The organism is Micromonospora chersina (assembly GCF_900091475.1).
Taxonomy (GTDB): Bacteria; Actinomycetota; Actinomycetes; order Mycobacteriales; family Micromonosporaceae; genus Micromonospora; species Micromonospora chersina.
Genome location: NZ_FMIB01000002.1, coordinates 1,288,457 through 1,302,133 on the forward strand (window position 1 = coordinate 1,288,457; position 13,677 = coordinate 1,302,133).

Annotated in this window: 12 protein-coding genes; 10 read left to right on the forward strand and 2 right to left on the reverse strand. The window is 71.9% G+C overall.

Annotated elements, in window-relative coordinates:
• The first annotated feature begins 127 nt into the window (after positions 1 to 127).
• The 6 genes from GA0070603_RS05915 (at position 128) to GA0070603_RS05940 (ending at position 5,943) form a co-directional block, all read left to right on the forward strand.
• The gene (locus GA0070603_RS05915; protein WP_244282425.1) at positions 128 to 2,101 is read left to right on the forward strand and encodes a potassium transporter Kup; all 1,974 of its coding nucleotides are present in this window, start codon (positions 128 to 130) and stop codon (positions 2,099 to 2,101) included.
• Between the two features lie 151 nt (positions 2,102 to 2,252).
• Positions 2,253 to 2,492, forward strand: coding sequence for a tetratricopeptide repeat protein (locus tag GA0070603_RS32595; protein ID WP_091308308.1), 240 nt, complete (start codon positions 2,253 to 2,255; stop codon positions 2,490 to 2,492).
• Positions 2,493 to 2,701: 209 nt separating this feature from the next.
• On the forward strand, positions 2,702 to 3,664 hold the full coding sequence (locus GA0070603_RS05925; RefSeq protein WP_244282426.1) for a glycosyltransferase family 2 protein: 963 nt from the start codon (positions 2,702 to 2,704) through the stop codon (positions 3,662 to 3,664).
• 320 nt (positions 3,665 to 3,984) lie between these two features.
• Positions 3,985 to 4,488, forward strand: a complete 504-nt coding sequence (locus tag GA0070603_RS05930; RefSeq protein WP_139131831.1) for a nitroreductase/quinone reductase family protein — start codon at positions 3,985 to 3,987, stop codon at positions 4,486 to 4,488.
• Positions 4,485 to 5,354, forward strand: coding sequence for an SDR family oxidoreductase (locus tag GA0070603_RS05935; protein ID WP_091308314.1), 870 nt, complete (start codon positions 4,485 to 4,487; stop codon positions 5,352 to 5,354). The genes GA0070603_RS05930 and GA0070603_RS05935 overlap by 4 nt, the downstream gene beginning before the upstream one ends.
• Before the next feature lie 43 nt (positions 5,355 to 5,397).
• Positions 5,398 to 5,943, forward strand: a complete 546-nt coding sequence (locus GA0070603_RS05940) for a TetR/AcrR family transcriptional regulator (RefSeq protein ID WP_091308318.1) — start codon at positions 5,398 to 5,400, stop codon at positions 5,941 to 5,943.
• A 12-nt stretch (positions 5,944 to 5,955) separates the two neighbouring features.
• Here the strand turns inward: GA0070603_RS05940 and GA0070603_RS05945 are convergent, their stop codons facing one another.
• Both GA0070603_RS05945 and GA0070603_RS05950 read right to left on the reverse strand, forming a co-directional pair.
• On the reverse strand, positions 5,956 to 7,182 hold the full coding sequence (locus GA0070603_RS05945; RefSeq protein WP_167544507.1) for an RNA polymerase sigma factor: 1,227 nt from the start codon (positions 7,180 to 7,182) through the stop codon (positions 5,956 to 5,958).
• A 43-nt stretch (positions 7,183 to 7,225) separates the two neighbouring features.
• The gene (locus tag GA0070603_RS05950; RefSeq protein ID WP_091308322.1) at positions 7,226 to 7,597 is read right to left on the reverse strand and encodes a YciI family protein; all 372 of its coding nucleotides are present in this window, start codon (positions 7,595 to 7,597) and stop codon (positions 7,226 to 7,228) included.
• A 228-nt stretch (positions 7,598 to 7,825) separates the two neighbouring features.
• Between GA0070603_RS05950 and GA0070603_RS05955 the strand changes: the two genes are divergently transcribed.
• The 4 genes from GA0070603_RS05955 (at position 7,826) to GA0070603_RS05970 (ending at position 13,642) form a co-directional block, all read left to right on the forward strand.
• The gene (locus tag GA0070603_RS05955; protein ID WP_091308327.1) at positions 7,826 to 9,652 is read left to right on the forward strand and encodes an AMP-dependent synthetase/ligase; all 1,827 of its coding nucleotides are present in this window, start codon (positions 7,826 to 7,828) and stop codon (positions 9,650 to 9,652) included.
• A 115-nt stretch (positions 9,653 to 9,767) separates the two neighbouring features.
• On the forward strand, positions 9,768 to 10,250 hold the full coding sequence (locus tag GA0070603_RS05960; protein ID WP_208862824.1) for a GNAT family N-acetyltransferase: 483 nt from the start codon (positions 9,768 to 9,770) through the stop codon (positions 10,248 to 10,250).
• Positions 10,251 to 10,566: 316 nt separating this feature from the next.
• Entirely contained in the window at positions 10,567 to 12,678 is a 2,112-nt protein-coding gene (locus tag GA0070603_RS05965; protein WP_091308334.1) for a PQQ-dependent sugar dehydrogenase, read from the forward strand.
• Between the two features lie 19 nt (positions 12,679 to 12,697).
• Positions 12,698 to 13,642, forward strand: a complete 945-nt coding sequence (locus GA0070603_RS05970) for a sugar phosphate isomerase/epimerase family protein (protein ID WP_091308337.1) — start codon at positions 12,698 to 12,700, stop codon at positions 13,640 to 13,642.
• Positions 13,643 to 13,677: the final 35 nt, after the last annotated feature.

A 13,677-nucleotide genomic window follows, 5' to 3' on the forward strand; every position in this document is an offset into this window, starting at 1 on the left:
GCAACTGCAGGCCCTCCATCACCAGCAATTTCTGACCTGGGTCGGCGAATCGCCGGCGTCATGAGACAGGGCGACCGGATTTCGGAGGTCTGAGGTAGGGGCGGCTCCGGGTTGGTATGCCTGTGAGGTGACGGAGCGAGCGAACAACGAACAACCTGCGGTGGGCGGCGAGGGGCCCACCGAGGATGGCGGGACAGCCTCTCAGGCATCGCTCGCCGGTCGCCCGGCGGCGGGACTGGGGTTGCTTCTGGGCGCGTTGGGGGTGGTGTACGGCGATATCGGCACCAGCCCTCTCTACGCGCTGAAGACGGTCTTCACTCTCGACCGTGGCCTGGTGCCGGACAGGCCCGACGTGTTCGGCGTGATCTCGCTGGTGTTCTGGTCGATCATCCTGATCGTGTCGGTCAAGTACGTCATCTTCATCCTTCGGGCCGACAACGAAGGCGAGGGCGGGGTGATGGCCTTGGCCGCCCTCGCTCGAAGATCGCTGCTCAAGGCCAACGCAAAGCGGGCCGCAACGGTGTTGGCGTTGGGGGCGCTGGGCGCTGCCCTGTTCTACGGCGACAGCGTCATCACCCCGGCGATCTCGGTGTTGTCCGCGGTGGAAGGACTGGAGGTCGTCTCTCCGCGGTGGGCGGTGGTGGTGCTGCCGGTGTCGGCGGTGATCCTCACCCTGCTGTTCACCATCCAGCGATGGGGCACGGGACGGGTCGGGTCCGTGTTCGGGCCGATCATGCTGCTCTGGTTCGCCTGTCTGGGTGTCGCCGGCGCGGCCGAGGTGCTGCGCCACCCGGGCATCCTGGCCGCACTGTCGCCGACCTACGCCGCCGCGTTCTTCGTGGACCATCCGGTTATCGCATTCGTCGCGATGGGCGCCGTGGTGCTGGTGATCACTGGCGCCGAAGCGCTCTACGCGGACATGGGTCACTTCGGCCGCGCCCCGATCCGCCGGGCCTGGTTCGTGATCGTGTTTCCCGCGTTGACACTCAACTACCTCGGCCAGGGCGCGTTGATCCTGCGGGCGCCGAAAAGCCGGGACAACCCGTTCTTCCTGCTGCTGCCCGCCTGGGCGCAACTCCCGATGGTCGTCCTGGCCACCGTGGCCACCGTGATCGCGTCCCAGGCGGTGATCTCCGGAGCGTTCTCGGTGTCCCGAGAGGCCATGCGGCTGGGCTTCCTGCCGCACCTGCGCATCCGGCAGACCTCCCGCCGGGAGTACGGGCAGATCTACGCGCCGGGAGTGAACTGGGGTCTGTTCGCGGCGGTCCTGGTGGTCACGTTCGCGTTTGGCTCATCCACGAACCTTGCCGCCGCGTACGGGGTGGCGGTCACCGGCACCTTTCTGATCACCACGACGCTGTTCCTCATTGTCGCGCGGGTGCTGTGGCGCTGGGCCACGTGGCAGGTCGCGGTGTTCGCCGTCGTCGCCGGCAGCATCGAGCTGACCTTCTTCACCGCGAACCTGGCCAAGGTCACCCACGGTGGCTGGCTGACGTTGCTCATCGCGGTCATCGTCTTCACAGTCCTGCTGACGTGGCGGCGTGGCGCCGAACTGGTCACCGCCCGGCGGATCGAACGGGAAGGGCCGCTTTCCGACTTCATCGACACCCTGCACGCCACGAACATCCCCTGGGTACCGGGCACCGCCGTGTTCCCCCACCCGAACAAGGAGACGACGCCCCTGGCGCTGCGCGCGAACGTCGCGTACAACCACGTCCGACACCAGAAAATTGTGATCATTACAGGTCGCACCGCGAACATCCCACATATTCCGTGGGATCAGCGCCTGACCATCGACGATCTCGGCGATCCGAATGACGGCGTCATCCACATCTCCGCGGTCTTCGGCTTCCAGGACCCAACCGACTTCCCCGAGGTGGTGCGCCGAGCCGGCGCCCATCCCCTCGCCAAAGAACTCGACCTCGACCAGGTCTTCTACTTCGTCTCGAGGATCACACTCCGTTGCACCCGTAGGCCCGGCATGGCCACCTGGCGTAAGCGCCTGTTCATCGGCCTCGCCCACAACGCCGCCAGTCACTCCGAGTTCCTTCACCTGCCTGAGGAACGCACGATCGTCCTCAGCGCCGAAGTCCCCGTCTGAACTCGACCCCGATCAGTCACACCGAGGCCAGGGCTCCTCCGGTAACGGCTGCTCAAGCGCCCACGTGGATGCCTGGCCAAAGTGCCGGATCTCGTTCGGCCCGGAAACAGAAGGCCGGAAGGTCGCTCGGGCTGCGGCTGGTGACCGCGCGATGCAGCAGCAGGGAATCGTCGCCCGGCGGACGGGCCGGTACCCGCAGGCGCGCCAGCACCTCGGGCGGGCGCTGCAGCTCGCCGATCAGACGGGAGACCGCAGGACACGCGGTAGCACGCTGTACAACCTGGGCATCGTCCACCGCCGGCTCGGCGAATGTCGGCGGGCATCTCCCCCGCGGGTGAGACGGAACGCGCGGAAGCGGTCGGCCTGTTCGCCGGGACGGGCATCCCGTTGACCACGGTCCTGCCGAAACCACCCTGATCGTCGGGGAACCGTCCATGGAACTCTGCGGAGGGCCGGGAGTGGACTCCCGGCCCTCCGCTCGTCTCGACGCGTCGGCGCGCCTACCGGCTCAGGAGCCGGCCGGCGGGTTCACCACGCTGACGGTCGCACGCGCTCAGGAGCTGCACCGTCTGCGACTTCCCGCTGCCTGCCAGCACCTCCTTGTGCAGGCACATCTCCGGCACCGGCTGGAGCCCGAAGGTCGCGTCGAACGGCTGGCGGCGGTTGCTCGGCCGGGTGCCGTCCGCCGCGGGCGCGGAGGCACTGCCCATCACGTACGTGCTGCCGATCCGCCGGCTCGACACCCGCGACAGTGACGAGCTGACCTCGTACCTACGCTGGCTGGCCGCCCGGGTGGAGGTCATCGTCGTCGACGGCTCGCCGCCGCGGGTCTTCGCCCACCACCACCGGCTGCGGGCCGAGCTGGTCCGGCATCTGCCACCCGAGCCGGGGCTGCGGGGGCGCAACGGCAAGGTGCTCGGCGTGCTGACCGGCGTGCCCGCCGCCGGCCACGAGGCTGTGGTGATCGCCGACGACGACGTGCGCTACGACGAGCACGGCCTGCGCGCCGTCCGGCTCCTGCTGCGCCGGGCGGACCTGGTGCGCCCGCAGAACTATTTCGACCCGCTGCCCTGGCACGCCTGCTGGGACACGGGACGGATCCTGCTCAACCGCGCGGTCGGCGCGGACTTCCCGGGGACCCTGGCGGTGCGGCGCAGCGTCTTCCTCGCCATGGGCGACTACGACCCGGACGTGCTCTTCGAGAACCTGGAACTCATCCGGACCGTGCGGGCTTACGGAGGTACCGTCGCCACCGAGGCCGGTCTGTACGTCCGGCGCCTGCCCCCGACCACCCGGCACTTCTGCTCGCAGCGGACCCGGCAGGCGTACGACGAACTCGCGCGGCCCGTGCGGCTGCTGGCGGCGCTTCTCGTGCTGCCCGGCGTTGTCGCGGCCGTCGCCGCACGACGGCCCGCGCTGCTGGCCAGCGGCGCCGCGGCTGTCGTCGCGCTCGCCGAAGCGGGTCGCCGCCGTGCCGGCGGCAGAGCGGTCTTCCCCCCGGCCACGGCCTGGACGGCGCCACTGTGGCTGCTGAACGCGGCGTGTGCAGCTGGCTCGCCGTGAGCCAGGCGGTGTGCCGCGGCGGGGTCCGCTACGCCGGCGGGCGCCTGGGCCGCGCGGCGAACTCGACCCGCGCCCTGCGCCGCCGGCTCGCACAACCGCGGCGCGCTACCTGGTGGAAACAGGCGGACAGCGCCGACGCCGGTCGCCGCTCCCCGGGCTCATCCGCACCAGCCGCCCCGGCCACGCAGACCTGAGTGGTCGGTCATCGGGCGGCTGACCTCGATCCGCGGTGACCGTCGTGCGTTCGGAGGCGGGCCGAACGTCGGCCGCTGCCGTCCCGCCCTGTTTCGCTACGCGACCGTAGCGTTAGTGTGGGCGACATGGCATCCTCACCGCGACCGCCCGTCGAGCGGGTCCGTCCGCCGAAGGCTCCGTACCGGGTCGTCAACCGGCTCGTGCGCACGCTGCTGTCGACACCGTCCCGCGCCCGCCGGATCGGCCGGCACCTGCTCCTGCTGCACGTCACCGGCCGACGGTCGGGCCGCCAGCTGGTCTTCCCGGTGGCCTACCGGGACAACGGCGACGGCCGGCTGCTCGTCCTGACGAACTCGCCGTGGCGGGTCAACCTGCGCGACCGCCCGGACGTCGCCGTGACGCTGCTCGGCCGGCAGCGGCCGGCGCGGGCGCACCTCGTCGAGGACCCGGACCGCGTGGCCACGGTCTACCGTGCGCTCATCGAAGCGGTCGGGCACCAGCGCGCGGGCCGGCGGATGGGCATCCGGATCAACGTGCCCCGCACGCCCACCCACGAGGAACTCGCCGAGGCGGCACGCCGCGACCGCCTGGCCCTGGTCTACCTCGACGTCGAGGGCGGGACGCGATGACCGCTCCGGTGCTGGTCACCGGGGCGACCGGGAACGTCGGCGGGGCGGTGGCCCGGTCACTGCACGCCGCCGGCACCCCGATCCGCGTCGCCGGCACCGACGTGGCCAAGCTCCGGCGGCGGTTCCCCGACGTACCCCCGGCCCGCCTGGACCTGCTGGATCCACGCACGTTCGACGCGGCGCTGCGGGGCGCGGGCGGGCTGTTCCTGCTCCGGCCGCCGCAGATCGCCCGCGTCGGGCCCACCCTGAACGCGCTCGTCGACGCCGCCGCCCGCCACGGCGTCGGGCACGTGGTGTTCGCCTCGGTCACCGGCGCCGACCGCAACCGGCTGGTGCCCCACCACCGGGTGGAGACGCACCTGCGCGCCGCCGGCCTGCCGTACACGATCCTGCGTCCGGGGTTCTTCGCCCAGAACCTGGCCGACGCCTACGGCCGGGACATCCGCGAGGACGACCGGATCTACCTGCCCGCCGGCAGCGGGCGGGCGGCGTTCGTCGACACCCGCGATCTCGGGGACGTCGCCGCCACGGTCTTCGCCGACCCGGTCGCGCACGGCGGCGCCGCCTACGCGCTGACCGGCCCCCAGGCGCTCGACTTCGACGAGGTGGCCGCCCTGCTCACCGAGGTACTCGGCCGGCCGGTCCGCTACCAGGCGGCCAGCGTCGGCGGCTACCTCCGACACCTCCGGCGGCGGGGGACGCCCCTGACGCAGGCGCTGGTGCAGGCCGTCCTGCACACCGGCCTGCGCCGCGGGCAGGCGGAGCGGGTCGACCCCACCCTGCCACGCCTGCTCGGCCGGCCACCGCGCACCCTGCGACAGTATGTGCAGGACCACCGGGACCGGTGGCGGACGGCGACAGGATGACCAGCGCGGGGAGGGACGGATGAGCTCGACGACGGACCCACGCGTGCGGCGCACACGCGCCGTGGTGGTCACCACCGCGCTGGGCCTGCTCGCCGAACGTGGCATCGCGGGAACCACCATCGAGGCCGTCGCCGAACGCTCCGGAGTGGCCAAGACGACGATCTACCGGCACTGGGACGGCCAGGCCGCCCTGGTGTTCGACGCCTTCGACAGCATCCGGCGTGCGCCCGAGGACCCCGACACCGGGACCCTGCGCGGCGACCTGACCGACCTGCTCACCGGCCTCGCCGCGGCGCTGTCCGAGGGCGCCGCGGCCGGGCTGTGGTTCGCGCTGGTCGAGGCCGCCGAACGCGACCCGGGCCTCGCCGCCCTGCACCGCCGCGAGGCCGAGGCGCGGCACGGCGTCATCCTCCGCGTCATCCGGCGGGGCATCGGCCGCGGTGAACTGCCCGCCGATACCGACCCCGCCGAGGTGCTCGACCTGCTCGCCGGCCCACTGTTCTACCGCCGGGCCACCTCCGGCGCCCCCGTCGACCGGTCCTTCGCGCAGCGCATGGTCGAACGGGTGCTGCGGGCCTACGCGCCCTGAGACGACGCGATCTCAGCTCAGCGCGGCCGCCTTGCGCAGCAGCACGGACCGTTCGCGCCCGTTAGCGCACAGCCGGGCCGCCAACTCCAGCTCGGCGCGCGCTTCCGGTCGCCGTCCGAGCCGGGCCAGCAGCTCACCGCGTACGGTCGGCACCAGATGCGAACCGGGGAGCCGGTCCGCGGCGATCAGCTCGTCCACGATGGCCAGGCCGTGCGCCGGACCCGACGCCATGGCCACGGCGACGGCCCGGTTGAGCTCGACCACCGGCGACGGTGCGACCCGGCCGAGCGCCTCGTAGAGCACCACGATCCGCTCCCAGTCGGTCGCCTCGACCGAGGGCGCCGAGGCGTGGGCGGCGGCGATCGCGGCCTGCAGGCCGTAGGGGCCCAGGCCGCGAGTCGACGCCGTGGCCAGCGCGGCCAACCCACGGCGGATCGCCGCGACGTCCCACCGTCGCCGGTCCTGGTCCTCCAGCAGGATCGGCGAGCCGTCCGGGCCGGTGCGGGCCGGGAAGCGCGCGGCCGTCAGCTCGAACAGGGCGAGCAGCCCGTGCACCTCGGGCTCGTCGGGCTGCAGCGCGGCCAGCGTACGAGCCAGCCGGACCGCCTCGTACGCGACCTCGGGGCGCAGCAGCCGGTCGCCCGACGTGGCCGTCGACCCCTCCGCGAAGATCACGTAAAGGACGCTGAGCACGCCGCCGAGCCGCTCCCGGCGCTCGCCGGCCGCCGGCAGCTCGAACGGCACCCCGGCCGCCGCGATCGTCTTCTTGCCCCGGGTGATCCGGGCCTGCACGGTCGGCACGGGTACGAGGAACGCGCGAGCGATCTCCTCGCTGGACAGGCCACCGACCACCCGCAGGGTCAGCGCCACCCGGACCTCGGGGGACAGCACCGGGTGGCAGCTGATGAACATCAGCGCGAGCACGTCGTCATCGATCCGGTCGGGATCGACCGCCTCGTCAACCGGCGGACCGGCCGCCAGGTCGGCTGCCAGCACGGCGTACCGGTCCTGGAGGGTGGCCCGGCGGCGGATCGCGTCGACGGCCCGCCGCCGGGCCGTGGCCATCACCCAGCCGGCCGGATTGGCCGGAGAGGCGAGCGGCCACGACACCAGCGCCTCGGCCACCGCCTCCTGGGTCGCGTCCTCGGCCAGCCCGAAATCGCCCGTGAACCGGGTCAACGCGGCGACGATCCGCGCCGACTCGATCCGCCAGACGGCCTCCACGCCCGCCGCGTCCATCAGATCCGGCCGTCGCTCGCGTGCCCGGCCAGGTCCTCGCCGGTCACCTGTCGACCTGCGGGACCTCGTCGCTGCCGGGCACCCGCCGGACCTCGATCTTGGATCCGCGGGCCGCCGGGACCCGCTTGGCCCATTCGACCGCCTCCTGCTTCGAGGCGACGTCGAGCAGGAAGAAGCCGCCGAACAGTTCCCTGGTCTCGCCGTACGGGCCGTCCGTGACCACCGGCGCCTCACCGCTGAAGTCGACCACGACGCCCCGGCCCGGATCGTCCAGCCCTTCGGCCGCGAGGAGAACGCCGGCCTTGACCGTCTCCTCGATGAACTGACGGGTCGCGGCCATCATCTGGTCGATGTCGGCCATCATGGCCGCGTTCGACTCGTCGGTGCCCCGCATGATCAGCAGGTACTTCGGCATCGCGTTCTCCTCGTCCAGCGGGCCCGCCTCTCGGCCCTCGCACCCTAACGTCGAACGAGCGGCCCGCGGATCGACACGGCCCCGGAGAAATCTGCCGCCGTGACGCACTGTTCGCCCGCTCCCGACCCTTCGGCCCGGACGGGCGGGGCGTTTGCCCGGGTACGCATCGGGCATTCGCGCTGCGGAGCACGGCGACGCGACGATCGACAGCCAGGGGGCGTACCGGGCATGCGGGGCAGCATCGCGGTGAAGCCGGCGGTGACCGGCGGCGAGTCGGCGGGGCTGGCCGACGTGGTCTGGGAGAACGCGCGCCGGAAACCGGACATGGTGCAGTTCCTGCGACCGGACCCGGACATCCGGTCGTGGCCCGCGCAGCCCGGCGCCGCGGACGCGGTGACCTGCCGACAGTTCCGCGACGACGTGCTGGCGTTGGCGCGCGGGCTGATCGCGGCGGGGATCGAGCCCGGGGCCCGCGTGGCGTTGATGAGCCGGACCCGCTACGAGTGGACCCTTGTCGACTACGCGGTGTGGACGGTCGGCGCGGTGACCGTCCCGGTGTACGACACCTCCAGCGCCGAGCAGCTGGCCTGGATCCTGGCCGACTCCGGCGCGGTGGCGTGCGTGGTCGAGACGTCCGAGCACGCCGCGATGCTGTCCGGCGTGCGCGACCGGCTGCCCGGGCTGGGGCAGGTGTGGCGGATCGACGCCGGCGACCTGGTGCGGGTGGCGGCCCGCGGCCGGGCGGTCGACGAGGAGCGGGTGGAGGCCCGCCGTGGCGCGGTGTCGGGCGCGGACGTGGCGACGATCGTCTACACCAGCGGGACGACGGGCCGGCCGAAGGGCTGCGTGCTGACGCACCGCAACATCGGTCTCGACGTCGGCAACGCGGTCGCGGCCCTGCCGGAGTTGTTCCACGAGCGGGCGTCGACGGTGCTCTTCCTCCCGTTGGCGCACGCGTTCGCCCGGATGATCCAGGTGGGGATGGTGCAGACCCGGGCCACGATGGTGCACAGCGCCAGCATGAGCGGCGTGATGGATCAGCTTCGCCGGTACCGGCCCACGTTCGTCCTCGCGGTGCCGCGCGTGTTCGAGAGGATGTACAACCGGACGCAGCAGAAGGCCATCGAGAAGCACCAGGGGCGCCTCTTCGCCGTCGCCGACCGGGTGGCCGTGCGGTACAGCCGGGCCCTCGACCGCCCGTCCGGCCCCGGCCGGCTGCTCCGGCTCGCGCGGCGGATCTTCGACCTGCTGGTCTACCGGAAGCTGCGGGCGGCGCTCGGCGGACGCTGCCGGGTCGCGATCGTCGGCGGCGCCCCGCTCGGTGAGCGGCTCGGGCACTTCTTCCGCGGCGCCGGTCTGACGCCGCTGGAGGGGTACGGGTTGACCGAGACCTCCCCGGCGCTGGCGACGAACCGGCCGTCGGCCATGCGCATCGGCACGGTCGGCAGGCCGCTGCCGGGCGTCGAGTTGGCGATCGCCGACGACGGGGAGATCCTCGCCCGCGGCGACGTCGTGTTCCAGGGCTACTGGCACAACCCGTCCGCCACCCGCGCGGCGTTCACCGCCGACGGCTGGTTCCGCACCGGCGACCTGGGCACCCTCGATGAGGACGGCTATCTGCGCATCACGGGTCGTACCAAGGAGATCCTCGTGACCGCGGCGGGCAAGCACATCGTGCCGGCACCGATGGAGGATCGGGTACGCGCCGACCCGCTGGTCAGCAACTGCATGCTCGTCGGCGACGCCAAGCCGTACGCCGCCGCGCTGATCACCATCGACCCGCAGGCCTGGCAGCGGTGGCGGACCGCGCACGGCCATCCGGGCGCCTCGGTGGCGGACCTGCGCGACGACCCCGCCCTGCGCGGCGAGATCCAGGCCGTGGTCGACCGGGCGAACAGCTCGGTCTCCAAGGCGGAGGCGATCAAGACCTTCCGCATCCTGCCCCACGACTTCACCGAGGCCAACGGCGAGCTGACCCCCACCTTGAAGATCAAACGGGAGGTGGTGGCGCAGCACTGCGCCGCCGAGATCGAGGCCCTCTACGCCGGCCACTAGCGCTGCCGCGGGTCGACCGGCCTTGATCGCTGCCGAGCCTGCTGATTGGCTGGCCGGCATGACCGACCTCGGGCCCGTCGCCTGGCCGCCTGAGCCGATCCGGACCGGGAGGCTCGTGCTCCGTGAGCCCGAGGCCCGGGACCGTGCGACGTTCATCGAGCTGCTGGCGTCGCCGGAGGTGCACACCTACCTCGGCGGTCCCCGCCCGCGTGACGAGCTGGAGCGCGAGTTGCCGGAGGCACCCGGGCGGTGGCCCGGGAGTTTCGTCGTCGATCTCGACGGGGCGATGATCGGCCGGATCCTGCTCCGGAGGGCGACGGAGCACCGGCGCGCGGCTGCCGTGGGCAAGGCCGACCTCGGTTACCTGTTCCTGCCGCGGGCATGGGGATTCGGGTACGCCGCCGAGGCGTGCGCGGCGGCACTCCACTGGTTCGACGGCGTCCTCCCGGGCGAGCCGGTGGTGCTCACCACCCAGACCGCCAATACGCGCTCGATACGCCTCGCGGCGAAGCTGGGGTTCATCGAGGTGGAGCGGTTCTGGGCCTGGGACGCCGAGCAGTGGCTCGGCCTGCGCCCGCCGGCCACGCCGCCTGCGTGAACTCGAACTGCGCCGGCAGGCGCAACGCGATGGACCACTTTTGTCGGCTCAGGACAGAAGTTTGAATGAATCGAATGAAAGCTATAGACACCTCGTCATGTCTTTTGTAGCGTCGGCCAGGTCAACGGTGTTTCGCCGCGGTTAACGCCGACCGAACGCCACCTGTCCCCTACCCAGTCCGCCGCGCGTCCCCAGCACGCCCCTGAGTAACGCGTGCATGGTGACGGGCCACTCCGCCATGCCCGCAACAGGTCCACCAAGGAGTAGCTGACCCCCTCGACCTGCCCCGACCGGTCCCGAGCACAAGGAGAGGCAGATGAAGAGACGACTCGCGCTCGCCGTAGCGGGTCTGACGACCACGGCACTCGTCGCCACCCCCACCGTCGCGACGGCCGCGCCCGACGCGGCCGCTCCCCCGCCGGACAGCGACTTCCAGAAGGTCACCCTCAACGACAGTCCGGGCGAGCCGATGGACCTCGCGGTGCTGCCCGACAACCGGGTGCTGCACGTGACCCGTGCCGGTGAGGTCTGGTTGCACGACCCCACCACCGGCCGCAACACGGTCGCCGCCACCCTGGACGTCTACCGGCACGACGAGGAGGGCCTGCAGAACGTCGCCATCGACCCCAACTTCGGCAGGGCCGGCAACAACTGGGTCTACCTGTACTACTCCCCGCCCATGGACACCCCGGTCGACGACCCGTCGACTCCGGACGTCAACGAGGGCGACGCGCCGGCCTGGGGCACGGCCGCGGACTTCGCGAAGTTCAAGGGGGCCCTGCGGCTCTCCCGGTTCCGGCTGGTCAAGGACAAGCTGGACCTCTCCACCGAGCAGCAGATCCTCGACGTGCCGGTCGACCGGGGCATCTGCTGCCACGTCGGCGGCGACATCGCCTTCGACGCCGCGGGCAACCTGTACCTGTCCACGGGTGACGACACCAACCCGTTCGAGTCCGGCGGCTACTCGCCGCTGGACGAGCGTCCCGGCCGCAACCCGGCGTACGACGCGCAGCGCACCGCGGCCAACACCAACGACCTGCGCGGCAAGATCCTGCGCATCACGGTCGGCGCCAACGGCGGGTACCGCATCCCGGACGGCAACCTCTTCCCGCAGGGCACGGCCGGCACCCGGCCGGAGATCTACCTCATGGGCCTGCGCAACCCGTTCCGGATCGAGCTGAACCGCGAGACCGGCGACCTGTACGTCGGCGACTACTCGCCGGACGCGGGCGCGCCCGATCCGCTGCGCGGGCCGGCGGGGCACGGCAAGTGGCTGGCCGCCCGCAAGGCGGGCAACTACGGCTGGCCGTACTGCGCGACCGCGCAACTGCCGTACGTGGACTACGACTTCGCCACCGGCCAGTCGGGGGCGCCGTTCAACTGCGCCGCGCCGGTCAACGACTCGCCGCACAACACCGGGCTGCGCCAGCTTCCGCCCGTGGAACAGCCGCAGGTCTGGTACACCTACGGTCCCTCGGCGCAGTTCCCCGAGTTGGGCACCGGCGGCATCGGCCCGATGGCCGGGCCGGCGTACCAGTTCTCGCCGCCGACCACCCGGGGGCGCGCGCCGGTGGCGTGGCCCGCCCACTACGACGGCATGCCGCTGTTCCACGAGTGGACGCGGGACTACGTGAAGGGCTTCCGGCTGGACGCCGACGGCGACCTGACCGGGATCGAGCCGGTGCTTCCCTCGATCACCTTCGACAACCCGATGGACCTGGAGTTCGGCCCGGACGGCGCGCTCTACGTGCTGGAGTACGGCGACGGCTACTTCAGCGAGAACCCGGACGCGCAGCTGGCCCGGATCGACTACACCGGCTGGACGGGCAACCACACCCCGATCCCCCAGGTCTCGGCCACACCCACGAACGGGGTCGCCCCGCTGACCGTCACGTTCTCCAGCGAGGGCACCACCGACTACGACGGCGACCGGCTGACGTACGCGTGGGACTTTGACAACGACGGCAAGGTCGACTCGCGGGCGGCGAACCCGACGTTCACGTACCGGAAGAACGGTCTGTACAACGCGACGCTCAACGTGAGCGACCCGGGCGGTCTCTCGGCCTCCGCCTCGGTCCGGATCGTGGTCGGCAACGCCGCGCCCGTGGTCGAGCTGGTCAAGCCGGCCGACGGCCAGCCCTTCGCCTTCGGCGACACCGTCCAGTTCGAGGTACGGGTGACCGACGACCAGCCGGTGGACTGCTCCCAGGTCACCGTCACCTACGTCCTCGGCCACGACCAGCACGGACACCCGCAGACCACCGCAAGCGGCTGCACCGGCTCGATCCAGACGACGGTGCCCTCCGGCCACGACCCGGCGCACGACAACCTGACCGCGGTGTTCGTCGCGTCCTACACCGACGCCGGCGGTGACGGCCTGCCGTCCCTGTCCGGCAGCGACCAGGTCGTCCTGGTCCCCACCGCATAACCCTCGAAAAGGAGCAATCATGTGTTACGGACACGACGGGATGGCCGCGCTGCGGCGCTCCGTTGACCGGCGCAGCCTGCTGCGCGGCTCACTCGCCACCCTCGCCGGCGTGGGGCTCGCGGCGTCCGGCGTCGGCGCGACGGCCGCCTCGGCCACCATCCACAGCACCGGCCGGCACCACGTACCCCCGGGCCTGATCAGCATCCAGCTGTGGACCGTGCGCGACGCCCTGTGGGGCTCGCCCGGCTACGACGCCACCCTCACCCACCTCGCCCGCATCGGGTACCCGCGCGTGGAGCTGGCCCTCGGCTACTTCGGTCGGACCGCCGCCCAGCTGCGCCAGTTCCTCGACGGCATCGGCATCAAGGCCAGCTCCAGCCACGACGGGATCAGCGCCGACACCGCCGGGCTGGAGCAGAAGATCCAGAACGCGGTCACCCTGGGCCAGCAGTTCATGGTGGTGCCCTACCTGTACTCCGAGAGCGCCGACGAGTGGAAGCGCTGGGCGGAGCAGATGAACGTGGAGGCCGCCGCGGCGCGGGCGGCCGGCCTGCGCTACGGCTACCACAACCACGCCCACGAGTTCACCATCGACCTCGGCGGCGGCAAGCGGCCCTGGGACGTATTGACCGCGGAACTCGACCCGAAGCTCGTGCACCTGGAGGTCGACCTCTACTGGGCGGTCACCGGCGGCATCAACTCCGGCGACGGCGTCGCGGATCCCGAGGGCTTCACCCTGGACGTCATCCGCTCCGCGCCGCAGCGCGTCCTCCAGTACCACGTCAAGGACCGCGACGCATCGACCGGCGACATGGCGGACCTGGGCACCGGGATGATCGACTTCGCCCGGATCTTCCGGGAGCACTCGGTGCTGGAGTACATCGTCGAGAACGACACCCCCGACGTGACGCCGCAGCAGACGGCCGAGGTCGGCTACCGCTACCTGCGCAAGCTGCGGTACTGAGGCATCACCCGCAGGAGTGCTGACGGGCACCAGGG

What these genes read in the sequence shown, in the direction of transcription:
- GA0070603_RS32595 (WP_091308308.1), top strand. Translation starts at nt 2,253, where the DNA reads ATGCAGCAGCAGGGAATCGTCGCCCGGCGGACGGGCCGGTACCCGCAG.
- GA0070603_RS05950 (WP_091308322.1), bottom strand. Translation starts at nt 7,597, where the DNA reads ATGCCGAAGTACCTGCTGATCATGCGGGGCACCGACGAGTCGAACGCG.
- GA0070603_RS05930 (WP_139131831.1), top strand. Translation starts at nt 3,985, where the DNA reads ATGGCATCCTCACCGCGACCGCCCGTCGAGCGGGTCCGTCCGCCGAAG.
- GA0070603_RS05970 (WP_091308337.1), top strand. Translation starts at nt 12,698, where the DNA reads ATGTGTTACGGACACGACGGGATGGCCGCGCTGCGGCGCTCCGTTGAC.
- GA0070603_RS05955 (WP_091308327.1), top strand. Translation starts at nt 7,826, where the DNA reads ATGCGGGGCAGCATCGCGGTGAAGCCGGCGGTGACCGGCGGCGAGTCG.
- GA0070603_RS05935 (WP_091308314.1), top strand. Translation starts at nt 4,485, where the DNA reads ATGACCGCTCCGGTGCTGGTCACCGGGGCGACCGGGAACGTCGGCGGG.
- GA0070603_RS05965 (WP_091308334.1), top strand. Translation starts at nt 10,567, where the DNA reads ATGAAGAGACGACTCGCGCTCGCCGTAGCGGGTCTGACGACCACGGCA.
- GA0070603_RS05945 (WP_167544507.1), bottom strand. Translation starts at nt 7,182, where the DNA reads ATGGACGCGGCGGGCGTGGAGGCCGTCTGGCGGATCGAGTCGGCGCGG.